The sequence below is a fragment of the Pseudaquabacterium rugosum genome (genome assembly GCF_038066575.1).
GTDB classification, from domain to species: domain Bacteria; phylum Pseudomonadota; class Gammaproteobacteria; order Burkholderiales; family Burkholderiaceae_C; genus Pseudaquabacterium; species Pseudaquabacterium rugosum.
Genome location: NZ_JBBUTF010000026.1, coordinates 46,704 through 68,351 on the forward strand (window position 1 = coordinate 46,704; position 21,648 = coordinate 68,351).

Annotated in this window: 22 protein-coding genes; 13 read left to right on the top strand and 9 right to left on the bottom strand. The window is 70.0% G+C overall.

Annotated elements, in window-relative coordinates; genetic code table 11:
- Positions 1 to 67: 67 nt before the first annotated feature.
- Together AACH11_RS21715 and AACH11_RS21720 are read left to right on the top strand one after the other, a co-directional pair.
- Positions 68 to 790 carry an aldolase gene (locus AACH11_RS21715; RefSeq protein ID WP_341376370.1) on the top strand — a complete coding sequence of 241 codons (723 nt, stop codon included), beginning with the start codon at positions 68 to 70 and terminating at the stop codon, positions 788 to 790.
- A gap of 165 nt (positions 791 to 955) precedes the next feature.
- On the top strand, positions 956 to 1,582 hold the full coding sequence (locus AACH11_RS21720; protein ID WP_341376371.1) for a PEP-CTERM sorting domain-containing protein: 627 nt from the start codon (positions 956 to 958) through the stop codon (positions 1,580 to 1,582).
- A 69-nt stretch (positions 1,583 to 1,651) separates the two neighbouring features.
- Here the strand turns inward: AACH11_RS21720 and AACH11_RS21725 are convergent, their stop codons facing one another.
- Positions 1,652 to 2,542, bottom strand: coding sequence for a LysR family transcriptional regulator (locus tag AACH11_RS21725; protein WP_341376372.1), 891 nt, complete (start codon positions 2,540 to 2,542; stop codon positions 1,652 to 1,654).
- Between the two features lie 134 nt (positions 2,543 to 2,676).
- On the opposite strand from AACH11_RS21725, the gene AACH11_RS21730 reads away from it, so the two are divergent.
- The 9 genes from AACH11_RS21730 to AACH11_RS21770 all read left to right on the top strand — a co-directional run bounded on the left by AACH11_RS21730 (position 2,677) and on the right by AACH11_RS21770 (position 11,311).
- Entirely contained in the window at positions 2,677 to 3,645 is a 969-nt protein-coding gene (locus AACH11_RS21730) for a Bug family tripartite tricarboxylate transporter substrate binding protein (RefSeq protein ID WP_341376373.1), read from the top strand.
- Positions 3,646 to 3,717: 72 nt separating this feature from the next.
- Positions 3,718 to 4,416, top strand: coding sequence for an RraA family protein (locus AACH11_RS21735; RefSeq protein WP_341376374.1), 699 nt, complete (start codon positions 3,718 to 3,720; stop codon positions 4,414 to 4,416).
- Positions 4,413 to 5,339: an NAD(P)-dependent oxidoreductase gene (locus AACH11_RS21740; RefSeq protein WP_341376375.1), complete on the top strand. Its 927-nt coding sequence runs from the start codon at positions 4,413 to 4,415 to the stop codon at positions 5,337 to 5,339. Before AACH11_RS21735 ends, AACH11_RS21740 begins: the two co-directional genes overlap by 4 nt.
- A 13-nt stretch (positions 5,340 to 5,352) precedes the next feature.
- The gene (locus AACH11_RS21745) at positions 5,353 to 6,426 is read left to right on the top strand and encodes a cyclase family protein (protein ID WP_341376376.1); all 1,074 of its coding nucleotides are present in this window, start codon (positions 5,353 to 5,355) and stop codon (positions 6,424 to 6,426) included.
- 62 nt (positions 6,427 to 6,488) lie between these two features.
- Positions 6,489 to 7,469, top strand: a complete 981-nt coding sequence (locus AACH11_RS21750) for a Bug family tripartite tricarboxylate transporter substrate binding protein (protein ID WP_341376377.1) — start codon at positions 6,489 to 6,491, stop codon at positions 7,467 to 7,469.
- A gap of 6 nt (positions 7,470 to 7,475) precedes the next feature.
- Complete coding sequence (locus AACH11_RS21755; protein ID WP_341376393.1) at positions 7,476 to 8,399, top strand: SMP-30/gluconolactonase/LRE family protein; 924 nt, start codon at positions 7,476 to 7,478, stop codon at positions 8,397 to 8,399.
- 54 nt (positions 8,400 to 8,453) lie between these two features.
- Entirely contained in the window at positions 8,454 to 9,443 is a 990-nt protein-coding gene (locus AACH11_RS21760) for a Bug family tripartite tricarboxylate transporter substrate binding protein (RefSeq protein ID WP_341376378.1), read from the top strand.
- A gap of 8 nt (positions 9,444 to 9,451) precedes the next feature.
- Positions 9,452 to 10,450, top strand: a complete 999-nt coding sequence (locus tag AACH11_RS21765; protein WP_341376379.1) for a Bug family tripartite tricarboxylate transporter substrate binding protein — start codon at positions 9,452 to 9,454, stop codon at positions 10,448 to 10,450.
- A gap of 30 nt (positions 10,451 to 10,480) precedes the next feature.
- Positions 10,481 to 11,311, top strand: coding sequence for an amidohydrolase family protein (locus AACH11_RS21770; RefSeq protein ID WP_341376380.1), 831 nt, complete (start codon positions 10,481 to 10,483; stop codon positions 11,309 to 11,311).
- A 20-nt stretch (positions 11,312 to 11,331) separates the two neighbouring features.
- Here the strand turns inward: AACH11_RS21770 and AACH11_RS21775 are convergent, their stop codons facing one another.
- Positions 11,332 to 12,285: a LysR family transcriptional regulator gene (locus AACH11_RS21775; protein WP_341376381.1), complete on the bottom strand. Its 954-nt coding sequence runs from the start codon at positions 12,283 to 12,285 to the stop codon at positions 11,332 to 11,334.
- 152 nt (positions 12,286 to 12,437) lie between these two features.
- Between AACH11_RS21775 and AACH11_RS21780 the strand changes: the two genes are divergently transcribed.
- Positions 12,438 to 12,962, top strand: coding sequence for an NAD(P)H-dependent oxidoreductase (locus tag AACH11_RS21780; RefSeq protein ID WP_341376382.1), 525 nt, complete (start codon positions 12,438 to 12,440; stop codon positions 12,960 to 12,962).
- A gap of 257 nt (positions 12,963 to 13,219) precedes the next feature.
- On the opposite strand, the gene AACH11_RS21785 is transcribed toward AACH11_RS21780, so the two are convergent.
- The 4 genes from AACH11_RS21785 to AACH11_RS21800 form a co-directional block, all read right to left on the bottom strand.
- Complete coding sequence (locus tag AACH11_RS21785) at positions 13,220 to 14,341, bottom strand: alpha/beta hydrolase fold domain-containing protein (RefSeq protein WP_341376383.1); 1,122 nt, start codon at positions 14,339 to 14,341, stop codon at positions 13,220 to 13,222.
- Positions 14,342 to 14,465: 124 nt separating this feature from the next.
- Positions 14,466 to 15,797: a TRAP transporter large permease gene (locus tag AACH11_RS21790; RefSeq protein ID WP_341376384.1), complete on the bottom strand. Its 1,332-nt coding sequence runs from the start codon at positions 15,795 to 15,797 to the stop codon at positions 14,466 to 14,468.
- Positions 15,794 to 16,348 carry a TRAP transporter small permease subunit gene (locus AACH11_RS21795; RefSeq protein ID WP_341376385.1) on the bottom strand — a complete coding sequence of 185 codons (555 nt, stop codon included), beginning with the start codon at positions 16,346 to 16,348 and terminating at the stop codon, positions 15,794 to 15,796. Before AACH11_RS21795 ends, AACH11_RS21790 begins: the two co-directional genes overlap by 4 nt.
- 196 nt (positions 16,349 to 16,544) lie before the next feature.
- A complete protein-coding gene (locus AACH11_RS21800; protein WP_341376386.1) occupies positions 16,545 to 17,582 on the bottom strand; it encodes a TRAP transporter substrate-binding protein in 1,038 nt (345 codons plus the stop codon).
- A 402-nt stretch (positions 17,583 to 17,984) separates the two neighbouring features.
- On the opposite strand from AACH11_RS21800, the gene AACH11_RS21805 reads away from it, so the two are divergent.
- Positions 17,985 to 18,725, top strand: a complete 741-nt coding sequence (locus AACH11_RS21805; RefSeq protein ID WP_341376387.1) for a helix-turn-helix domain-containing protein — start codon at positions 17,985 to 17,987, stop codon at positions 18,723 to 18,725.
- Between the two features lie 64 nt (positions 18,726 to 18,789).
- On the opposite strand, the gene AACH11_RS21810 is transcribed toward AACH11_RS21805, so the two are convergent.
- From AACH11_RS21810 to AACH11_RS21820, 3 genes are all read right to left on the bottom strand, one after another.
- Positions 18,790 to 19,797, bottom strand: coding sequence for a LysR family transcriptional regulator (locus AACH11_RS21810; RefSeq protein ID WP_341376388.1), 1,008 nt, complete (start codon positions 19,795 to 19,797; stop codon positions 18,790 to 18,792).
- 69 nt (positions 19,798 to 19,866) lie between these two features.
- A complete protein-coding gene (locus tag AACH11_RS21815; protein WP_341376389.1) occupies positions 19,867 to 20,733 on the bottom strand; it encodes a fumarylacetoacetate hydrolase family protein in 867 nt (288 codons plus the stop codon).
- Between the two features lie 19 nt (positions 20,734 to 20,752).
- Positions 20,753 to 21,553 carry a hypothetical protein gene (locus AACH11_RS21820; RefSeq protein WP_341376390.1) on the bottom strand — a complete coding sequence of 267 codons (801 nt, stop codon included), beginning with the start codon at positions 21,551 to 21,553 and terminating at the stop codon, positions 20,753 to 20,755.
- Between the last annotated feature and the right edge of the window lie 95 nt (positions 21,554 to 21,648).

Consider the following 21,648-nt stretch of genomic DNA (forward strand, 5'->3'; position numbering starts at 1 on the left):
AGGGATGGCGGCCCCGCGGGACCGCTCATGTCATGCGGCAGGGCATGGCTCCTGCTAGCCTGAGCGCATGACCCCGCCGCTCGACTTCGACCATCCCACCGTCCTGCAGCTGCGCGCCGATCTGGCCCTGGCGCTGCGTGCCGCGGCCCACCACGGCCTGTCCGAAGGGGTGTGCAACCACTTCAGCATCGAACTGCCGGATGCCTCGGGCCGCTTCCTGCTCAACCCGCGCGGGCTGCTGTGGTCGGAGGTGCGGGTGCGCGACATCGTGATGGTCGATGCCCAGGGCCGGGTGCTGGCCGGCCGCCATCCGGTCGAGCCGACCGCGATGTTCATCCACGCCGCCCTCCACCGCCTGGGCGGCCACGCCTGCGTGCTGCACACCCACATGCCGCATGCCACCGCGCTGACGCTGACCTGCGACCGCGCGCTCGACACCCGGCTGTCCCAGAACGCGATGCGCTTCCACGGCCGCACCGCCGTCGATGCCGCCTACAACGGCTTCGCGCTCGACGTGGCCGAGGGCGAACGCATCGCCCGCGCGATGGCCGGCGCCGAGATCGCCTTCCTCGGCAACCATGGCGTCATCGTCGGCGGCAGCCGCATCGACCATGCCTACGAGGACCTGTACTACCTGGAGCGCGCCTGCCAGGTGCAGGTGCTGGCGCAGTCCACCGGGCGGCCGCTGGCCCCGGTCGACGAGGCGCTGGCCGTGCGCGTCGCGCAGCAGTCGCTGGGTGAGCGGCTGCAGGGCGAGCTGTTCTTCGAGGCGCTGCGGCGGCAGGTCTGAGGCCCCCGGGGTCCAGGGGACGACAGCGGCCGACGGGGCGGCCTGTGCATTCCCGCACAACGCGCGGGACGGGCCTGCGGGAAGAATCGCCGCCGCTCCCCGCATCGCGCCGGACGTCAGAGGCCGGTCGACAGCGTCGGGAGTGCATCACCGAGGCACACGCACATGACCCCCATCCCCACCCGCACGATCCGCACCCTGGCGGCCACCGCCGCGCTGCTGCTGGGCACCAGCGCCCAGGCCACGTTCGCGCTGGGCGAATGCCACACCCTGAGCGCGACCAACGACTCGGGCATCACCGTCACCGAATGCGGCTATGCGCTCGGCGCGAGCTGGTATGGCCACTACCAGGTCGACAACGGCAGCACCGAGGGGATCCTGGATCTGTACGTCAGCACCCAGGTCGGCGACGAGACGATGCCGGACACCATCCGCGAACGGTGGTCGGCCGGCTACATCTCGAAGGTCGACTGGGACGCCAACCAGGCCCTGCAGTACGGCAGCTTCGCCAGCGTGTTCGGCGAGGCGGACACCGGCGCGTACCACTTCTTCAACAACCACCCGCCGGGCACGGAGGCCAACCCCATCGTCGCCGGTGAGTCCACGGGCCCCTTCGAGTTCAGTTTCTCCACCATGCCCCGCACGAACTTCCTCGCGCTGGGGACCGGCGGCCAGGTCCTGGCGCAGAGCTATGCGGTGACGACCGCCGTGCCCGAGCCCGGCAGCTGGGCGCTGATGGCGCTGGGCCTGGGCGTCGTCGGCCTGGGCGCACGCCGGCGCCGCGCCGGCTGAGCCGCGACCGCCCTGAAGGCGCACCGGGGCGCCGGCCGGCGAGCGATCGTCGCGCCCCGGGCCCGCGCCTCAACCCTGCTCCGCCGCCTGCTCGAACAGCTCCAGCAGGCGCCGCGCCGCCGGTGACAGCCAGCCCTGGGCGCGGTGAGTGACCACCAGGCGGCGGCGCATCGCCGCGCCCTTGACCGGCACCTCCTTGAGGCCCGGAAATCGCGCGCGGCCCTGCAGGTGGTTGCGCGAGATGAAGCTCAGCAGGCCGGTCTCGACGATCAGCGCCGGCAGCATCAGCAGCATCGTCGTCTCCACCTGCACCCGCGGCCGCGGCAGGCGCTGGCGGTCGAAGGTGTGGTCCAGCCAGTCGCGCGTGGGCGCACCCGGCGGCTGCAGGGCCCAGTTGTGGGCGGTCAGGTCGCGCAGCGTCGGGCGCAGCGCGAACACCGGGTGCCGCTCGCTGGCGGCCACGACGATGGTGTCCTCGGCCAGCGTCTTCGACACCCAGCCCGGCTCGGCCGGGCTCTCGGTGGCCACCATCAGGTCCAGCTCGCCGGCGCGCAGCTGCGGCTTGAGGCCGTCGACCAGACCCACCACCGTGCGCAGCGTCACCTGCGGCGCCTCCTGCAGCAGCTGGCGGGCGACCGCCGGCAGCAGGTGCTGCGCGGCCGTCGGCACGATGCCGATGCGCACGTGGCCGCTCAGGCCGGCACCGATGGCCGACAGCTCGCGCCGGGCATCCTCGGCATCGAAGCGCAGCTGACGCGCCCACTTCAGCAGCACCCGGCCGGCCTCCGTCAGGCGGATGCCGCGGCCGGCCTTCTCGAACAGCGCGGCGCCGCAGTCGGCCTCCAGGCGGCGGATGCTGCTGGTCAGCGCCGGCTGGCTGCGGTGCAGGCGCGTGGCCGCCTGGCCCAGGTGTTCCAGCTCGGCGATGGTCTCGAAGTAGCGCAGGTCCCGCAAGTCCATTGCAAAAGCTCCGTGGATGGATGGCGAGAAATTATCGATTGGACGGTGATGCCACCGTCTTCAATACTGCCCTCCATCACGGCGCCCGTCCCTGTCACCCAGAGGCGCCGGACGACACGACATCCGGAGACGACATGCCCATCCCCCGCCGCCTCGCGCTCGCCCTCGCCGCCACCCTGCTCAGCGGCAGCGCGCTGGCCCAGTCCTGGCCGGCCAAGCCGATCCGCCTGATCGTGCCCTTCCCGCCCGGCGGCGGCACCGACATCATCGCCCGCGAGACCGCCCAGCACGTGGCCAAGGCCACCGGCTGGACCTTCGTGATCGAGAACAAGCCCGGCGCCGGCGGCAACCTGGGCGTGGACGCGGTGGCCAAGTCGCCGGCCGACGGCTACACCCTCGTGCTGGGCCAGACCAGCAACGTGGCGATCAACCCCACGCTCTACCCCCGCCTGCCCTACGACCCGCTGAAGGACCTGGCCCCGATCGGCCTGGTGGCCCGCGCGCCGCTGGTGCTGGTGACCGGCATCGCCCAACCCTACAAGTCATGGGCCGACGTGGCGGCCGCCGCCAAGGCCAGGCCCGGCGCCATCAACTACGCCACCTCCGGCAACGGCACCGTCGCCCACCTGACCGGCGAGCTGCTGCAGAAGGCCTCCAGCACCCGCCTGCAGCACGTGCCCTACAAGGGCGCCGCACAGGCGCTGACCGACGTCATCAGCGGCAATGTCGACCTCTACCTGAGCTCGGTGCCCACGCTGCTGCCGCAGATCCGCCAGGGAAAGCTGCGTGCGCTGGCCGTCACCTCGGCCAGGCGCGTCGACGACCTGCCGCAGGTGCCCACCGTCGTCGAGTCCGGCCACGCCGGCTTCGATGCGGTGACCTGGTTCGGCCTGCTGGCCCCGGCGGGCACGCCCAAGGAAGCGATCACGCGCCTGAACGCCGAGTTCAACAAGGCCCTGGCCACGCCCGAGCTGCGCAAGCGCCTGGACGACGAAGGTGCCAGCGCCGTCACCAGCACGCCCGAACAGTTCGGCGCGCTGATCCGCGAGGACATCCCGCGCTGGGGCAAGGTCGTCAAGGAATCCGGCGCCCGGGTGGACTGACCCACGGAACGACGGGCCGGAGATCGCCCGGCCCGTCTCCCCACTTCACTGATTTCTTTCCAGGAGATTCGCATGAGTCAAGCCGCTGCATGGCCCGACGTGATCCGCACCATCGAGCGCACCGATCCGGCCGTGGTCGCCCAGGCCGCCCGCTTCCCGTCCTCGATCCTGGCCGACGTGGCCGGCCGCCGCGGCGCGCTCAGCGGCCGCATCGCGCCGCTGTCGCCCGAGATGCGCGTGGCCGGCACGGCCCTCACGGTCGAGGTGCGCCCGGGTGACAACCTGATGATCCACGTGGCGCTGGCCATCGCCCAGCCCGGCGACGTGATCGTGGTCGACGGCAAGGGCGACCTCAGCAGCGCGCTGATGGGCGAGATCATGTGCCAGCAGGCCAAGGCACTCGGCATCGCCGGCGTGGTGATCGACGGCGCGGTGCGCGACAGCGAGGCCATCCGCGAACTGGGCTTCCCGATGTACGCCGCCGGCCTCAACCCCAACGGCCCGACCAAGGGGGTGCCCGGCCGCGTCAACCATCCGGTGTCGGTCGGCGGGGTCAGCATCCACCCCGGTGACCTGATCATCGGCGACGCCGACGGCATCACCGTCATCGAGCGCGCCAAGGCCGCCAGCCTGCTGCCGCTGGCCGAGGAGAAGGTGGCCGCCGAGACGAAACGCATCGCCGACATCCGCAGCGGCCATCAGCTGCGTCCGGGCTGGCTGGACGGCGCGCTGCGCGCCGCCGGCGTGCTCAAGGCCGGGGAATCGCTGTGAGCGCGCGCCGCCCGGTCTTCCTCGTCACCGGCAGCGACCTGGCGGCCGATGCGCTGGCCCTGCTGGATGCGCATGATGTCGTCTATGCCGGTGCCAAGCCGACCGAGGCCGACCTGATCGGCCTGTGCCGCACGCACGACCCGGTGGCCATCATCGTGCGCTACGGCAAGGTCGGCGCGGCGGTGATGGATGCCGCGCCCGCGCTGCGCGTGATCTCCAAGCACGGCAGCGGCACCGACACCATCGACAAGGCCGCCGCCGCCGCCCGCGGCATCGCCGTGGTGGCCGCGGCCGGCGCCAACGCCGCCGCCGTGGCCGAGCATGCGCTGGCCCTGCTGCTGGCCTGTGCCAAATCGGTGGTGGCCCTCGATGCGCGCATGCACGCCGGCCACTGGGACAAGGCCACGCACAAGAGCGTGGAGCTGGAAGGCCGCACCGTGGGCCTGATCGGCCTGGGCGCCATCGGCCTGCGCTTCGCCCGCATGGCCGAGGCCATCGGCATGCGCGTGCTCGGCTTCGACCCCTACGCCAAGGACGTGCCGGCCGGCGTGCAGCGCGTGGACGACCTGGCCACGATCTGGCGCGAGAGCGACGCCCTCTCGCTGCACTGCCCGCTGACGGCCGACAACGCCGGCCTGATCAACGCGCAGACCCTGGCCGCCTGCAAGCCCGGCGTGATCCTCGTCAACACCGCCCGCGGCGGCCTGATCGACGAGGCCGCGCTGCTGGCCGCCGTGCGCAGCGGTCAGGTGGGCAGCGCCGGCCTGGACAGCTTCGCCGTCGAGCCGATGGAGGCCGGCCACCCCTTCCACGGCCAGCCCGGCATCACGCTCAGCCCGCACATCGGTGGCGTCACCGCCGACGCCTACGTGAAGATGGGCGTGGGGGCGGTGCGCAATGCGCTGGCCGTGCTGAACGGCTGACCGGAGCGGCACCATGGCCCAGCGTTGGACACACGCACCCGAAGGCAGCCACTGGGGCGAATTCGGCCCCGACGACCAGCTTGGCCGCATGAACCTGGTGACGCCGGCCAAGGTGCGGCAAGGCGTGGCCGAGGTGCGCGAGGGCCTCACCTTCGTGCTCAGCCTGCCGCTCGATGTGCCCGGCGGCCGGGCCATGAACCCGCGCCGCATCCCGCCGCAGCGCTACGCCGTGATCCGCGACGGCCAGAGCGCCGGCCAGCAGGGCTTCTGCTGGTCCTATCAGTCAGAAGACGCGGACCTGACCGATGTCGTCAACGACGACGTGGTGCGCTTAAGCCTGCAGTACTCCACCCAGTGGGACAGCCTGGCCCACATGGGCAGCCGCTTCGACGCCGATGGCGACGGCGTGGCCGAAGCGGTGTTCTACAACGGCTTCCGGGCCGGCGAGGAGATCCGCCCTGGCGTGGAAGACGCATCTGCCGAAGCCCGCGGCGAGCCCCATGCCCGCTACCCCGGCCCCGAGGCCGGCGCACTCGGCATCGAACGCCTGGCCGAGCATGGCGCGCAAGGCCGCGGCGTGCTGGTCGACCTGGAGCACCACCTGGGCCGCACCCGCCAGGCCGTGGGCTACGACACGCTGATGCGCATCCTGGAGGCCGACGGCGTGGTGGTGGAGGAAGGCGACATGGTGTGCCTGCACACCGGCTTTGCCGACACCCTGCTGGCCATGGACCGCCAGCCCGATGTGGCGCACCTGCACGCCACCGGCTCGGGCCTGGACGGCTGGGACAGCAAGCTGCTGAACTGGATCACCGATGTGCGCCTGTCCTGCCTGATCGCGGACAACCCGGCGGTGGAGCTGGTGGTGCCCAAGCTCACCCAGCCGCAGGCGCTGCGCCAGCCGCGGCTGCCGCTGCACGAGCACTGCCTGTTCAAGAACGGCATCCACCTGGGCGAGCTGTGGCTGCTGACGCCGCTGGCCCGCTGGCTGCGCGCGCACGCCCGCAGCCGCTTCCTGCTCACCGCGCCGCCGCTGCGGCTGCCGGGCGCGGTGGGCTCGCCGGCCACGCCGATCGCCACGGTCTGAGCGCGCCGGACACCGCACCCGACACCACGGACACCGACAACGATTCCACCGGAGACCTGCTGATGAACCGCCGCCTGACCCGTCGCCATTTGCACCGTGCTGCCGCCGCGCTGGCGCTCGGCCTTGCTGTCGCCGTGCCCGCCCACGCCGCCTGGCCCACCGACAAGCCCATCCAGCTCATCGTGCCCTACGCCCCGGGCGGCACGGCCGATGCGCTGGCCCGGCTGGTGGCCGAGCAGCTGGGCCCCAAGCTCGGCACCACGGTGATGGTGTTGAACAAGGCCGGCGCCAGCGGCACGCTGGGCGAGGCCGAGGCCGCGCGCGCCGCGGGCGACGGCTACACGCTGCTCTACACGGCCACGCCGTACTCGATCAACCCGCACCTGCAGAAGCTGCCCTACGAGGCCAAGGACCTGCAGCCGGTGACCCAGGTGGCGCTGGCGCCGATGTTCCTGGCCGTGGGCAGGGCCTCGCCCTACAGGAGCCTGGCCGAGCTGATCAAGGCCGGCAAGCAGGCGCCGGGCAAGCTCAACTTCAGCTCCGGCGGCCAGGGCACGGTGCAGTACATGGGCGCCGAACTGCTGCTTCAGGCCGTGGGCGTGAAGGCCACGCACGTGCCCTACAAGAGCGGCGGCCCGGCACTGCAGGCCATCATGGCCGGCGAGGTGGACTTCGGCATGGGCAACGTGTCGGCGCTGGCCGGCTCGGTCAAGAGCGGCCTGGTGCGGCCGCTGGCCATCACCTCGGCCACGCGCAATGCCAACCACACCGACGTGCCCACCATCGCCGAGAGCGGCGTCAAGGGCTATGAGGTCCACGAGTGGAACGGCATCTTCGCGCCGGCCGCCACGCCGCGCGAGACCGTTCAGCGCCTGAGCACCGCGCTGCGCGAGGTGCTGGAATCCACCTCGGTGAAGGCGCGCATCTACGCGCTGGGCGCGCGCACCGTGGGCTCGTCGGCCGAAGACTTCCGCCAGTTCCTGGCCAAGGAAGAAGCGCGCTGGGGCGCCACCGTCAAGGCCGCCGGCATCCGGAAGGAATGATGAATGATGGTCCTGCTGCAAGCACCTGAGGTACGCGACTGCGAGGTCTTCACCCGCATGCCCGAGCGCTTTCGCCGCAGCGGCCAACGCTCGGACTGGGCTGACGCCAACCGCGGCAGCGCGCCCACCGATTCCTTCCTGGAAGGGCCGGTGTTCGATGCGGCGGGCAATCTCTATGTCACCGACATCCCGTTCGGCCGCATCTTCCGCATCGATGCCCAGGGCGAGTGGGAGCAGGTGGCGCAGTGGGACGGCGAGCCCAATGGCGCCAAGTTCCTCAATGATCGCGAGCTGCTGGTCACCGACTACCGCAACGGCCTGATGGCGGTGGACGTGGTCAGCGGCGCCGTGCGCCCGTACCTGGACCGCCGCAACAGCGAGCGCTTCAAGGGCGTCAACGACCTGATCTTCGACAGCCGCGGCAACCTGTACTTCACCGACCAGGGCCAGACCGGCCTGCATGACCCCACCGGCCGCCTGTACCGCCTGCGTCCCGGTGGCCAGCTGGACCTGCTGCTGGCCAACGTGCCCAGCCCCAATGGCGTAGCGCTGTCACCCGACGAGCGCGTGCTGTATCTCGGCGTGACACGCGGCAACCAGGTCTGGCGCGTGCCGCTGCTGGACGATGGCAGCGTGTCCAAGGTCAGCGCCTTCTTCACGTCCTACGGCCCCAGCGGCCCCGACGGCCTGGCGGTGGACGAGACCGGCCGCGTCATCGTGGCCAACCCCGGCCTGGGCCTGGCCTGGGTGCTGAACCCCCGCGCCGAGCCCGAGCAGGTGTGGCGCAGCTGCGCCGGTGCCTCGTTCACCAACATCGCCTTCGGCGGACCCGAGCGCAAGACGCTGTACGCCACCGAGTCGGCCACCGGCACGGTGATGCGCGCCACGCTGGCGCATGCCGGCCTGCCGCTGCACCGCCCGGCCGCGTAGCCGGACCGCCCGGTCGCCGGCAACGGCGCCCACTGACGACACACCCTGACGACCATGAACCCCACCCCCAGATCCCTGGCCGCCCTGGCGCTGTGCACCGCCTCTCTGACCCTGGTCGCCACGCCCTCTGTCGCACAGTCTTCCAGTTATCCTCAGCAGCCGGTCAAGCTGATGGTGGGCTTTGCCGCCGGCGGCCCGTCGGACCTGGTGGCCCGCGCGTTCGCCGACCAACTGGGCAAGGCCGCCGGCCAGACCGTGATCGTCGAGAACAAGCCCGGCGCCAATGCGGTGCTGGCCACCGAGGCCGTGGCCGCCGCCAGGCCCGACGGGCTCACGCTGCTGGCCGCGGCCACCAACCACACGATGATCCCGGCGCTGTACGGCAGCCGCATCAAGTTCGACGCGATGAAGTCGTTCACGCCCGTCTGCACGCTGGCCAGCAGCGCGACGGTGCTGGTGGTGGGGCCATCGCTGCCGGTGAAGACGGTGGCGCAGTTCCTGGAACGCGCCAAGGCCAGGCCGGGCAGCCTGAGCTATGCCACGCCGGGCCAGGGCAGTTCTCCGCACCTGGCCACCGAGCAGTTCCGCAAGCTCACCGGCCTGAGCCTGGTGCATGTGCCGTACAAGGGTGCGGCACCGGCCGTCACCGATCTGCTGGGCGGCCAGGTGGATCTGTCCTTCGCCACGCTGGGCTCGGTGCTGCCGCACCTGAAGTCGGGCAAGCTCACCGCGCTGGCCGTGGCCGCGCGCCAGCGCTCGGCCCTGCTGCCCCACGTGCCCACCTTCGACGAGGCCGGCGTCAAGGGCTATGTGGTCGACACCTGGTATGGTCTGTTGGCTCCGGCCGGCACACCGGCCGAGGCCCTGCGCGTGCTGACCCGTGAAGCCGGCGAGTTCGCCCGCTCACCCGCCATGCGCGAGCGCCTGGCGAACACCGGCCTGGAGCCTCAGGCCCAGTGCGGAGAACCCTTCGCCGCACAGCTCGCCCGTGAACTGGACGCCCATGCGCGCCTGGCGGCTGACCTCAACCTCAAGGCCGAGTGAGCACCCCCATGACGTCGCTGAACCGTCGCCGGCTGTGCGTTCATCTGCCGGCCCTGGGCCTGGGCGGCCTGCTGCTGCAGCAGCCGCTGGCGCTGCGGGCGCAAGGCAGCACCGGTGATCGCCCGATCAAGCTGATCGTGCCCTTCCCGCCCGGTGGCAACGTCGACCTGAGCGCCCGCATCCTGGCCCCTGAACTGGCGCGTGAGCTGGGCCAGCCGGTGATGGTGGACAACAAGGCCGGCGCCGGCGGCACGCTGGGCCTGGATGCGGTGGCCAAGGCGGCACCCGACGGGCTGACGCTGGGCATCGCCTCGCCGATCAACCATCTGGCCGCGCCCTCGCTGTACCCGCGCCTGCCCTATGACCCGGTCAAGGACTTCACGCCGGTCGGCCTGATCGCCAGCGTGCCGATGGTGCTGGTCGTCGGTGCCGGATCACCGGTGCGCAGCGTGGCCGAGCTGCTGGCGCTGGCCCGCAGCCGCAAGGGCGCGATGACGATGGCCTCGGCCGGGGGCGGCAGTGGCAACCACATCGTCGGCGAGCTGTTCCAGGACGCCACTGGCGTGCAGCTGACCCACGTGCCCTACAAGGGCAGCGCGCCGGCCAACACCGATCTGGCCGGCGGCCATGTGGACCTGCACGTCGACCAGCTGTCGTCGGTGCTGCCCCTCATCCACGGCGGCAGGCTGCGGCCGCTGGCCGTCACCACCGCCCGGCGCGCGGCCCTGCTGCCGGAGGTGCCGACACTGGCCGAAGCCGGCGTGCCCGGCTTCGACGCCTCGACCACGCTGGGCCTGGTGCTGCCGGGCCAGGCCACGCCCGAACTGGCCGCGCGCCTGAACCAGGCGCTGGGCCGCGTGCTGGCCCGCCCGGCCGTCAAGGAGCAATTCGCCCGTCTGGGCGCCGAGGTGCGGCCCGGCAGCCCGACCGACTATGCTGCCTTCATCCGCAGCGAGATCGCCCGCACCGCGCGCATCGTGCGCTCGGCCCGGATCACGCTCGACTGACGCCGGCACAGCCCACACCCCGCCCCACCGATGGCCTTCATCGACAGCCACTGCCACGTCATCGCCCCGCTGGACCTGGCGCCGATGGCGCCGCAGCGCACCTACACGCCGGAGCCAGCGGACATCACCCAGTGGCGCGACACCCTGGCACCGCTGGGCGTGAGCCACGGCGTGCTCGTCCAGCCCAGCGTCTACGGCACGGACCACCGCGTGCTGCTGGCCGCACTGGCCCAGGCACAGGCGCTGGCACCGCTCACCCTGGCCGGCATCGCCGCGGTCGACGCCGACGTGGGCGATGCCGAGCTCGACCGCCTGCAGGCGGCCGGCGTGCGCGGCATCCGCCTGTCGCACTTCGAACCCGGCGACCCGCGCGACCGCGGCGGCTTCGTGCGCTGGCCGGCCTTCGAGGCGCTGGAGCCCCGCCTGGCCGAGCGCGGCCTGCACCTGCAGCTGTTCACCGACAGCCGGCTGCTGCCCGGCCTGGCGCCGCGCCTGCAGCGCAGCCGCGTGCCGGTGGTGATCGACCACATGGGCCGCGCCCCGGCCGCGCTCGGCGCGCGCCACGCCGGCCTGCGCACCCTGGCCGCGCTGATGCGCGACGCGCCGGTCTGGGTCAAGCTCTCGGGCATCGCCAACATCTCGGATGCGGGTCCTGATCATGCCGACGCCCGCGCCGTGCACGAGGCCCTGCTGGCGGCCGCGCCCGAGCGCCTGCTGTGGGGATCGGACTGGCCACACACCCGACCCGGCGGCGTGAAGCCGTCGACCGCCGCGCTGATGGACCTGTTCATCGCCTGGACCCCGGCGGCCCTGCGGGCGCGCATCGGCTGGGACAACGGGCGCGCGCTGTTCGGGTTCTGAGCGCGCCAAGGCGCAGCAGCTCAGGCCACGAAAGGTGCCAGCGCCTGCGGCGACAGATGCAGCTCCTCACGCCGTGCGAAGGCCTGCAGCAGATGCTCGACCGTGACCCTCACCCGTGGCGCCAGCAACGCACGGTGCGGGTACTGCAGCGTCATCTCGTAATCGCCGGCCTCATGGCTGTCGGTCAGCAGCAGGCGCAGGCGGCCGGCACGCAGATGCGACCAGACCTGGTGCGCACCGACCTGGGCCACGCCCGCGCCATCGACGGCCGCCTGCGTCAGCGCCTCCGGCGCGGACAGCGTCATGCGCGCCGAGCCGAGATCCAGACTGCGGATGCTGCCGTCCGCGGCCCGGAAGTTCCACGGCGAGACACGGCCGCCGAGAAAGCGCCGGGCCAGCAGCGGATGGCGCGCCAGCGCCTGCACCGTGCGCGGCACGCCGTGGCGGGCCAGGTGCTCCGGCGAGGCCACCAGCACCAGCCGCAGCTGGCACACCCGCCGCACCACCAGCGAGGAGTCGCTGATGTCGCCGCCGCGCAGCGCGATGTCGTAGCGCTCCTGCACGAGATCCACCAGGCGGTCGTCGAAGTCGACATCCACCGCCAGCCCCGGATAGCGCACCAGCAGTCCGTTCAGTTCGGGCATCAGCTGATCGCGCCCGAAACCCGCGCTGCTGGAGATCCGGACACGTCCGGTGGGTGCGGCGCGGCCGGCGGTCAGCCCCTCGGTGGCCTGTTGCAACGCCTCCAGCCCGATGCGCACCTGGCGCAGGAAGACCTCGCCCTCCTCGGTCAGGCCGAGGGATCGGGTCGTGCGGTTCATCAGGCGCACGCCGAGCGCGCCCTCCAGACCGGCGATGTTCTTGCTGACGGCCGCCGGCGAGATGCCGAGCGCGCGCGCGGCCGCGGCAAAGCTGCCGGCATCGGCCGCCTGCACGAAGGACAGCATCGCGCGCACGCGCTGGGGAGATTCCATCGGATGAAAGCGCACACGCGCAAGGCCGGGCCCATCCCGGACGACCTCGCGATTTTCAACCTGGATTCATGAGTGCATCAACCGTTGATGCGCTTCACTTCTTGAATCGAGGTTTCCAGAATGGCCGCATTCTCCTCATTCCGGTCATCATCATGCGCACCCTCATCCTCGTCTCCCACCCCGACATCGAACGCTCCGTCGTCACCCGCCACCTGCTGCAGGCGGCACGACAGGCACCGGACACCACCGTGCGCCATCTGGAGGCGCTGTACGGCCACGACGAGCACCGCATCGACGTCGCCGCCGAGCAGGCCGCCTACGCCGGGGTGGAGCGGGTGATCTGTGTCTTCCCGATCCACTGGTTCAACCTCACGCCGATGCTCAAGGCCTATCTGAACCGGGTGTGGACCTGGGGCTGGTCACACGGCCCGGGCGGCCAGGCCCTGCGCGGCAAGACGATGCAGCTGGTGGTCAGCGCCGGCGCCACCGCCCACACCTACTCGCCCCAGGGCGTGATCCACGCGACGATGGACGAGGTACTGGCACCGATGAAGGCCAGCGCCCTGTACGTCGGCATGGACTACGCGGCACCGCTGGCCTTCTACGGCTGCGTGGATGTGGCTGCGGCGCAGCTGGACGCGATCGCCCACGACTTCCGCGCGCTGTTGGCCGACTGAACGCCGAAGGATGCGCCCATCCCCTCGCACGGCGCGCAGGACGCGCCGCCACGTCCTGCGACAGGCCGCTGGCTGGACGGCGCTCGGTCTGCTCGGACACCCCCCGAGGACCGACGCCTCTTCGACCATGCCCCCCAGCGCGACACCGACGGTACCGTGCACACGGTCGATGCCGGCACCGCGCCGGTGCAGCGCGAGTTGCACGACGTGAGGTGCCGGAGGCCCATGCCTGGTGAGCCTGGCGCGGACGAGCGATCTCAGCGCGGAAAGCTGTCCCGCACGAACGTCTCGACATCGTCCCAGGTCGGACCGCGGCCCTCGCTGCGCGTCTCCTGCCCCTGGCTGGACGTGCGCGTGACGGCACCGGAGGCGCCGAGGATGGTCGTCAGGTCATGCACGGCCGTCGGCACGTAGGTGTAGCGCACCACGCTGCCCTGGGCCCGCGCGGCGTCGTAGACCCCTTCGCTCTGGTTGTAGGGCAGCAGGGGATCGGCGCCGCCGTGCATCACCCACATCGGCACGGCGCGGCCGGTGATGTAGGTGATGGGGTTGGCGGCACGGGTCTCGGCCGGGCAGTCCTGGATGCTGGCCAGGGCAGGATTGGCGTCCGGGAAGGCCGTAGGCACCGGCTCACCGGGGCACTGGATCAGCAGCCCTTCGGGCGAGGACTTGCCATCGTGGGGGTACGCGAAGCCTTTGGGCAGCGTGTGGGCCGCGGCGAAGCTGTCCATCGACAGGAAATCCGTCGGCGGGTAGAACGGCACGGCCACCTGCACCGCGCTCGACGTGCCGTTGGCCACCGTCTCGCCTGGCAGCTGCGCAATGCCACTGGTGGCTGCCGCGAAGGCGGTCGCCCAGCCACCGGACGAATCCCCCATGAAGGCGAATCGATCCGGATCGATGTTGTAGGTGGCCGCGTTCTCGCGCAGCCAGCGAATGGCCGCACGCACGTCATGCCCCTGGGCCGGAAAGCGCGCGTCCAGGCTGGAACGGATGCTGATCGTGGCCACGGCGAAGCCCCGCGCGGTGAACTCCTGCACCGCCATGCTGGCCATCGGGGCATCCTTGCTGGCATTGCTCAGCCAGGCCGATCCCGCATGCCAGATGACCAGGGGCAGGGCCTTGCCGTCACCGGTCTGCGGCAGGTGCAGGTCCAGCAGATTGCCGGGACGCGACGGACCATAGGCCAGGTTCTCGACCATGCGGACCTGGTAGTACGAGCGTGCGGACGGCGTGGTGTCATCGTCGCCGCCGCCGCAGGCGCCCAGCAGGGTCGCCAGCGCGACAGCGCAGGCCAGCGCGCCACGCCGCAGACGATGACGGCCAGGGTGCGCGGGTGCGTTCAGGCTGGAGGTTGGGCGGATGTCTGGAGTGCGCATGGAGGTCTCCTCGTACAGGCACGGGTGGAAGGGAGTGGATCGGCCGCGCTCTTCCTGTCGCTGGCCGAAGTCTCCGGAACAGGCCCGTGGCACGGCCGGCAGACCGCACCTCGGACCGGGCGGATCAGCCGCTGAAGCTGCGTACCAGCACCAGCGAGATCGAGGGCACCGCCAGCAGCAGGACGATGCGCAGCAGGTCGCTGGCCAGGAAGGGCATCACGCCCTTGAAGGTCTCGACCAGCGGCACGTCCTTGGCCAGGCGGTTGATGATGAAGACGTTCATTCCCACCGGCGGATGGACGAGACCGATCTCGACCACCATCAGCGCCAGGATGCCGAACCAGATGCTCTTGTCGCTCGCCGTCAGGCCGTGGAACTCCAGGCCCATGACCACCGGATAGAAGATCGGGATGGTCAGCAGGATCATCGCCAGCGAGTCCATCACGCAACCCAGCAGGATGTAGATGACCAGGATCGCGACCATCACCACCATGGGCGTCAGGCCGCTGGCCTGCACCCAGGCGGCGAGTTCCACCGGCATCTGGCTGAGCGCGAGTGCGGTGTTGAGCATGTCGGCGCCCAGCAGCACGAGGAAGATCATCGCGGTGGCCTGGGCCGTGCCCAGCGCGCTCTCGACGATGCCTTTCAGGCGCATGCCGCCGGTGGCCACGGCCAGCACGCCACAGGCCGCCGCACCGATGGCCGCGGCCTCGGTCGGGTTGGCCCAGCCGCCGTAGATGCCCACGATCACCACCAGGAACACACCCAGCACAGGCGCCACCTGGGCCAGGGCCTTCAGCCGTTCGGGCCAGGGCACGACGGGGCCGGCCGGGCCGGCCTCGGGCTTCAGCCGCACGATGATCCGCACCACGATCATGTAGCCGACCATCGCGATCAGCCCGGGCAGCACCGCGGCCATGAACAGCTTGCCGATCGACTCCTGCGTCAGGATCGCGTAGATCACCAGCGGCACCGACGGCGGGATCATGATGCCCAGCGTGCCGCCGGCCGCCAGTGCGCCTGTAGCCAGGCTGCCGGCGTAGCCATAACGGCGCAGTTCAGGCAGCGCCACCTGGCCCATCGTCGCCGCGGTGGCCAGCGACGATCCGCAGATCGCGCCGAAGCCGGCGCAGGCACCGATCGAGGCCATCGCGATGCCGCCCCGCAGATGGCCCATGAAGGCCGCGACGAAGCGGAACAGCGCCTGGCTGAGCCCGCCGTGCGTCGCGAACTGGCCCATCAGCAGGAACATCGGGATGACGATGAGGTCGTAGTTCGACAGCCGCGCCCAGGCCACGTGCTTCCAGGTGCTCAGCAGCGGTGCCCATTCGGCGCCCGAGAGCAGGAAGTGGCCGCCCGAACCCATGGCGAACATCGCGATGCCGATGGGCACGCGCAACGCCAGCAAGGCCATCAGGCAGACGAAGATCAGCGAACCCGCCGCGATGCCGCTCATCGGACCGCTCCCGTCATCACGGTGTCCGGGGACCGCAGATGCACACCCACCATGTAGAGCCCGGCCATCGCCATCAGCACCAGACCGGGCAGCATCAGCATCTGCGCCAGCCACACCGGCCAGCCCAGGATGACGCTGGTCTCGCCGGATTCGCGCATGTCGAGCGCGCCGACCGCACTGCGCCAGGCCAGCACCGCACCGACCAGGCCGAAAAGCAGCGAGCCGGCCGCATCCATCCATGCGCGGGCGCGGTCACTGCAACGGGCAGTGAAGAAGTCGACCTTCACGTCACCGCCCACCAGATGGCAGTAGGCGAAGAAGCAGGCGGTGGCGAAGGCCGCACACATCTGCAGCATCTCGACATCGCCCGGCACCGGGGCCGAGGCGAGCTTGCGGCCGACGATGCTGACGATGCTCATCACCACCAGCGCGACGAAGACCAGGCCGCCGACCATCGACAGTGCCTTGGACAAGGCCAGCAGCAGCCGGCCGGTGGGGCCGAAGCCCGGAGGGGCGCCGCTCGTGGCCGCGCCTGGAATCGGTTCTTGCATGGGAATGGCTCCGCCTGACGCGGCCGCACAGGGGCAGCTCGCGCTCAGGCCGGGGAAAGAAGGGATCCCACCACCCGAAACCCATCGCCGGGGGGGAAGGAACGGTGGCCGCCAGCGCCGTCAGCGGCGATCCGCGATCCGCGATCCGCGAGCCGTGCGCGCACGGACCCGGCGGATGGCCGCCACGGCGGCGGACTCAGCGGAGAGCGGCCGCGTGCTGCTGGATCAGTTCACGGGCGGCCTGCAGCAGTTGCTGGCCATGGGCACCCTTGCCGTTGACTTCGCTGATCCAGCCCTCGTGCACCGGCACGGCGGCCTTCTTCCAGGCCTCGATCTCGGACTTGGGGATGACGTTGACCGGGTTGCCGCCGATCAGCTTCTTGCCCGCGGCATCAGCGGCGAGGAAGACCTTGCCGATCTGGCCCGACAGGGCCTGGCCACTGTTGGCATCGATGACCTTCCTCAGGTCGACCGGCAGCCCTTCGTACTTCGCCTTGTTCATCACGAACATGAAGGTCGAGGTGTAGAGCGCCGGCTCGGACGGATCGGTCTCGGAGTGGTACTTGACGATCTCCTGGATCTTGACGGAAGGCACCACCTCGTAGGGCACGACGGCCCCGTCGATCACGCCCTTGCCCAGCGCCTCGCTGACCTGGGGTACCGGCATGGCCACCGGCGTGGCGCCGAGCGCGGCCAGCAGGCGGGTGGTCTGGCGCGTGGGCGCGCGCAGCTTCACGCCCTTGAGATCGGCCATGGTCCTGACCGGCTTGTCGCGCATGTGGAAGACACCGTCGCCATGGACGTGGAAAGCGATCGGGTGCACCGCGGCGTACTCGCGGGCCGCATGCTTCTGGGTGTAGTCCCACAGCGCCTTCGAGGTGGCCTCGGGGCTCTGCATCATGAACGGCAGCTCGAAGACCTCGGTCAGCGGAAAGCGGCCGGCGGTGTAGCCGGTCAGCGTCCAGACCACGTCGGCCACGCCGTCCTTGACCTGGTCGAACAACTGGCCCGGCGTGCCGCCCAACTGCATCGACGGGTAGATCTGGCACTTCAGCCGGTTGCCCGACTCTCGCGCGATCTTGTCGCACCAGGGCTGGATGAACTGCTGGTGGGCGGCCGAGCCGGCCGGCAGGAAGTGGTGCACCTTGAGCGTGACGCTCTCCTGAGCCTGTGCGGAGCAGGCCGCGATGGCCCCCAGACAGACCAGGGCGCGGGCGAAGGGCAGTACGTTCATGATGTGGATCCTCTGACTTCAGGTCCCTCGGCGGCTCACCGCTCCGGGATGGGCGCATTGCATCCGAGCAGGGACGGCGTCGTCTTTCAGCATCCGATCACCCTGTCATGTGCCGATCACCGACCAGGGTTTCCCAGGAGACCTGGATCTCACTAGCTGCTATGCCGACAGCACACATGCCGAACAGGCGGTGACGACCTAGACTTTGCTGGCGTGTAAAGCGCGCCTCCTACCGCACACCCGTCGATGTCATCCCGCTCTTCCGGTCCGACCCGGACACCCCCCGGTCCACTGCACCCGCTGCTTTGTGCGGAGGATGTCCGCCACTGGCAGGGCCTGCCCGTCGAATGGCTCGCCGTCGAGCCCCACGTCACGACGGGAAACTCATGCATTGACCGGAGAGTGCTGGTCACGATCGAGACCGGCGGCTCACTGGCCCGCTTCTGCCACCGTGGCCGCACCGGCGAGTGGAATCTGACGGCTGGATCCACCGGCTACTTCGCCTCTGGCACCCACCTGTACGCCCAGCAATGGCAATGGAGCCGTGCCCGCCGGGTTGAACTGACCCTCGACTCGGCGGAGCTTCTGTGGCCGGAGCTGGCCGAGGGCCCACACGGTGCAGCGCACTGGTCGACCGACATCGAGTTCCACGACGACGCGCTGTCGGCGGTCATGCAGCGGATGGCCCGTGAGATCGCGGCCGGTTGCCCCAACGGGGCCTTGTACGCCCAATCACTCTCCCTGGGCGTCGTGATGCACCTGCGCCAGCGTTCGACGCAGACCCATCAGCGCGAACGTGGCCAGCTCTCGACCGCCAGCCTGGATCGGGTGACGGACTACATCCTCGCCCACCTGGGCGAGGATCTGCGACTGGACGACCTGGCCGCCATCGCGGGGTACAGCACACCGCAGTTCACGCGTCTGTTCCGTCGAAGCACCGGCTGTTCACCATTGCAGTTCGTGCAGCAACAGCGACAGATCCAGGCTCTGGCACTGCTGAAGCAGACCGGCCTGTCACTGGCCATGGTGGCCGAACAGGTCGGCTACTCCAGCCAGAGCCACATGAGTGTGGCCTTTGCACGGACGGGTGCACCGTCGCCCGGAATGGTCCGTCGAGAGGCCCGCGGACGGACACCGGGCTGATTGGCGACAACACGCATCACGGACCCGGCGACGGCCTGGGCCCGAATCCAGGCTGAATGGCGCGTCAACCCAGGCGACGCGTCTGCGCCTCTCCGGCGGCGGCGATATGCGCGATCAAGTCTGCGGCAATGGAATCCGGTGGCGACGCCTCGCGGAAGATGACGGCGATGTCACGCTTGAACTCAGGTGCATCGACTGGCAGGGCCCGCAAGCGACCCTTCAGGATCTCGGCCGTGACCGCGTGTTCAGGCAGCAGGGCGAGGTGTTCGCTCGACTGCAGCAGCCCCTTGGTGAAATCGATCGAACCACACTCGACCAGGTCCTGCGGTGGCTGTACGCCAGCCTGCGTCATCAGCCGCTCCAGCAGCGTGTGCTGTGCCCAACCGACGATCGGGCAAACCCAGGGACACCGGGCCAGATCCGCCCAGCCAACCCGCACCTGGTCGAACAGAGGATGCGATGGCCTTGCGAGCACACGCAGCCGGTCACGAAACAGCACTCGCTGCTTCAGACCATCGAGAAAGATGTCATAGAACTCGGTCTGCCCCACGATGACATCGAGCTCACAGCGCAGCAGCCCGAGCAGCAGTTCGATCTGCACCTTCTCGATCACCCGGATGCGGATCGCCGGATGGCGTTCGCGCCAGGCGGCCACGGCCTGCGGCATCACGCCGCTGGCAATGCTGGGCAGGGTGCCCACGGTGAGCGTGCCCGGTCCGTCCGCGCCCTGCGCCCGCGAGTGCGCAAGCCGCGTCTCATCGCGAATCAGGCGAGCATGGGAATAGAACAGCTCACCCATCGCGGTGGGCTTCACGCCGAGAGCACTGCGATGCAGCAGTCGAACGCCCAGTCCGGCCTCGAGCCGATCCATGGACTTCGACAGTGCAGGTTGCGAAATGCCCAGGAGGCGGGCAGCCTTGATCAGACTGCCCTCCTCGATCACGGTCGCCAGATAGAGCAGCTTGCGCGGATCGGCGCCAAGCGCCTCGGTGTGAAGGAGCGTCTTGCGCCCGGTACCCTGGATGGACACGAACGGATCGGTCGGTTGCGAGCCCCAGCCCTCGTCGCGCACATGTAATGCCTGAGGAAGGAAAGACTCGAAGAAGAACAGACCGATGGTAGTTCGCTTCGCAGTGCGCGCTCAGGCAAATCGATTGCTCAGCCTGCCGATGCCCCCCACCTCGATCACCACCTCGTCGTCAGCCTTCAGGAACCGCGGCGGCGTGAAGCCGATGCCCACGCCCGCCGGCGTGCCCGTGGCAATCACATCGCCGGGCTTGAGCGCCAGGCCCGCCGAGATCGTGGCGATCAGGGTCGGGATGTCGAAGATCAGGTCGCGGGTGCTGGCCTGCTGACGCAATTCACCGTTGACATGGCAGGTGATGTCGAGATTCGCGCCGTCGATCTCGTCAGCGGTCACGATCCACGGCCCCATCGGGCAGAACGTGTCGAGCGCCTTGCCGAGGAACCACTGCTTGTGGTTCTTCTGGCGGTCACGCGCGGTCACGTCGTTGACGATGGTGTAGCCGAAGACGTGCTTCATCGCATCGGCCGCGGCGATGTCGCGCCCGCCCTGGCCGATGATCACCGCCAGTTCGGCCTCGTAGTCCACGGCCTGTGTGGCCGTGGGGTGCAGGTCCACCGTCTCACCGTCGGCGATCACGGTGCTCGGCGGCTTGCTGAAGACCGCCGGAAATTCGTCGATCTCCTGGCCCTTGACGGCGCCGGCCTCGAAGCCGCTGCCGGAGAACTCCTTGGCATGCGCCCGGTAGTTCTTGCCCACGCAGATGATGTTGCGGTGGGGCACCAGCGGCGCCAGAAGCTTGATCTTGTCCAGTGCGACAGCCTCACCGGCGGTCGCCGTGGCAGCACCCGGGTGCGCCAGACGGGCCTCGATGAATGCGGCGGTGTCGTCGTTCGACAGGGCCAGGGGCGTCACGACGCCACGCAGGATGTCGACCTGGCCCAGGCGCGTGCGCTGGCCATCAAAGAATCGTGCGATCTTCATGTGTCGGATCTCGTTGAAGTCAGAAGCGCGGCAGCACCATGTAGAAGATTTCCACCGGCTCGAGCGCGGTCAGGCCCACCGGGCCTTCGTTGGCGCAGAACTCCAACGCCGACCGCGGCCCCAGTTCCTGCCCCTCGACCAGCAGTCGCCCCTTGGCCACGAACAGGATCTGGATCGAGTCCTCCTGCCCGGCGGAATAGATGGCTTCGGCCTCGATGCGCACGAAGCCCAGTCGTGCATTGCGCTCGGTGAAGCTGCCCAGCGGCTTGACCGAGACACCCGCCTCGGCGGTCGGCAGCCAGGCGTAGTTCGCGGGGTTCATCACCACCAGGTCGTCGTAGCGCGGCGACGCGAAACCCACGCGCCGCCCGGTGGCCTGCTCGAAGCAGGCCTCGGAGCCGTCCTGCACCTGAGGTTGGCCTGCGTTGTCGGTGTAGTGGAAGAAGCCGGCCTTGAATTCGCCCCTCTTCTTGAGCGCATCGTTCGCCGCCTCACGGCGCTTGACGCTGAGAAAGCCGTTGCCGCTGGCACCACCGAACTGGCAGACCATCATCTCCAGCCCTTCGGGGCGCGCCTGCGGGCCGTAGTGGACGCTCTCCGGGAAGTAGGCGACCCAGCCTTCGGGCAGCACCTTGTTTTCGCCGTAAGGGTAATTGCCCTTCAGCACGAAGCGCACCTGATCGAAGTTGTGACGGTGGCGTGGCGTGGCCCAGCCACCCTCTCCGGTGCGACCGACGTTCAGCAGATAGTTGTTGGGCGAATCGTCCTCACCGGTCAGCAGAAATTTCTGCTCCAGGGCGGTGTCAACCTTGAAGTGCAACACCTTGAGTTTGCCGTTGCCCCCGTTTGAGCAACTCCGCCTCGACGATTTCCATATAGACCTCGCGCGGGGTCCGGAAGTCGAGGATCTTGCGC

Excerpts from the sequence above, each read along its gene's own strand:
- AACH11_RS21755 (WP_341376393.1), top strand. The coding sequence starts at position 7,476 with ATGGTCCTGCTGCAAGCACCTGAGGTACGCGACTGCGAGGTCTTCACC.
- AACH11_RS21720 (WP_341376371.1), top strand. The coding sequence starts at position 956 with ATGACCCCCATCCCCACCCGCACGATCCGCACCCTGGCGGCCACCGCC.
- AACH11_RS21730 (WP_341376373.1), top strand. The coding sequence starts at position 2,677 with ATGCCCATCCCCCGCCGCCTCGCGCTCGCCCTCGCCGCCACCCTGCTC.
- AACH11_RS21785 (WP_341376383.1), bottom strand. The coding sequence starts at position 14,341 with ATGCGCACTCCAGACATCCGCCCAACCTCCAGCCTGAACGCACCCGCG.
- AACH11_RS21800 (WP_341376386.1), bottom strand. The coding sequence starts at position 17,582 with ATGAACGTACTGCCCTTCGCCCGCGCCCTGGTCTGTCTGGGGGCCATC.
- AACH11_RS21760 (WP_341376378.1), top strand. The coding sequence starts at position 8,454 with ATGAACCCCACCCCCAGATCCCTGGCCGCCCTGGCGCTGTGCACCGCC.
- AACH11_RS21795 (WP_341376385.1), bottom strand. The coding sequence starts at position 16,348 with ATGCAAGAACCGATTCCAGGCGCGGCCACGAGCGGCGCCCCTCCGGGC.
- AACH11_RS21815 (WP_341376389.1), bottom strand. The coding sequence starts at position 20,733 with ATGAAGATCGCACGATTCTTTGATGGCCAGCGCACGCGCCTGGGCCAG.
- AACH11_RS21790 (WP_341376384.1), bottom strand. The coding sequence starts at position 15,797 with ATGAGCGGCATCGCGGCGGGTTCGCTGATCTTCGTCTGCCTGATGGCC.
- AACH11_RS21765 (WP_341376379.1), top strand. The coding sequence starts at position 9,452 with ATGACGTCGCTGAACCGTCGCCGGCTGTGCGTTCATCTGCCGGCCCTG.
- AACH11_RS21750 (WP_341376377.1), top strand. The coding sequence starts at position 6,489 with ATGAACCGCCGCCTGACCCGTCGCCATTTGCACCGTGCTGCCGCCGCG.
- AACH11_RS21775 (WP_341376381.1), bottom strand. The coding sequence starts at position 12,285 with ATGGAATCTCCCCAGCGCGTGCGCGCGATGCTGTCCTTCGTGCAGGCG.
- AACH11_RS21735 (WP_341376374.1), top strand. The coding sequence starts at position 3,718 with ATGAGTCAAGCCGCTGCATGGCCCGACGTGATCCGCACCATCGAGCGC.
- AACH11_RS21770 (WP_341376380.1), top strand. The coding sequence starts at position 10,481 with ATGGCCTTCATCGACAGCCACTGCCACGTCATCGCCCCGCTGGACCTG.
- AACH11_RS21745 (WP_341376376.1), top strand. The coding sequence starts at position 5,353 with ATGGCCCAGCGTTGGACACACGCACCCGAAGGCAGCCACTGGGGCGAA.
- AACH11_RS21715 (WP_341376370.1), top strand. The coding sequence starts at position 68 with ATGACCCCGCCGCTCGACTTCGACCATCCCACCGTCCTGCAGCTGCGC.
- AACH11_RS21725 (WP_341376372.1), bottom strand. The coding sequence starts at position 2,542 with ATGGACTTGCGGGACCTGCGCTACTTCGAGACCATCGCCGAGCTGGAA.
- AACH11_RS21780 (WP_341376382.1), top strand. The coding sequence starts at position 12,438 with ATGCGCACCCTCATCCTCGTCTCCCACCCCGACATCGAACGCTCCGTC.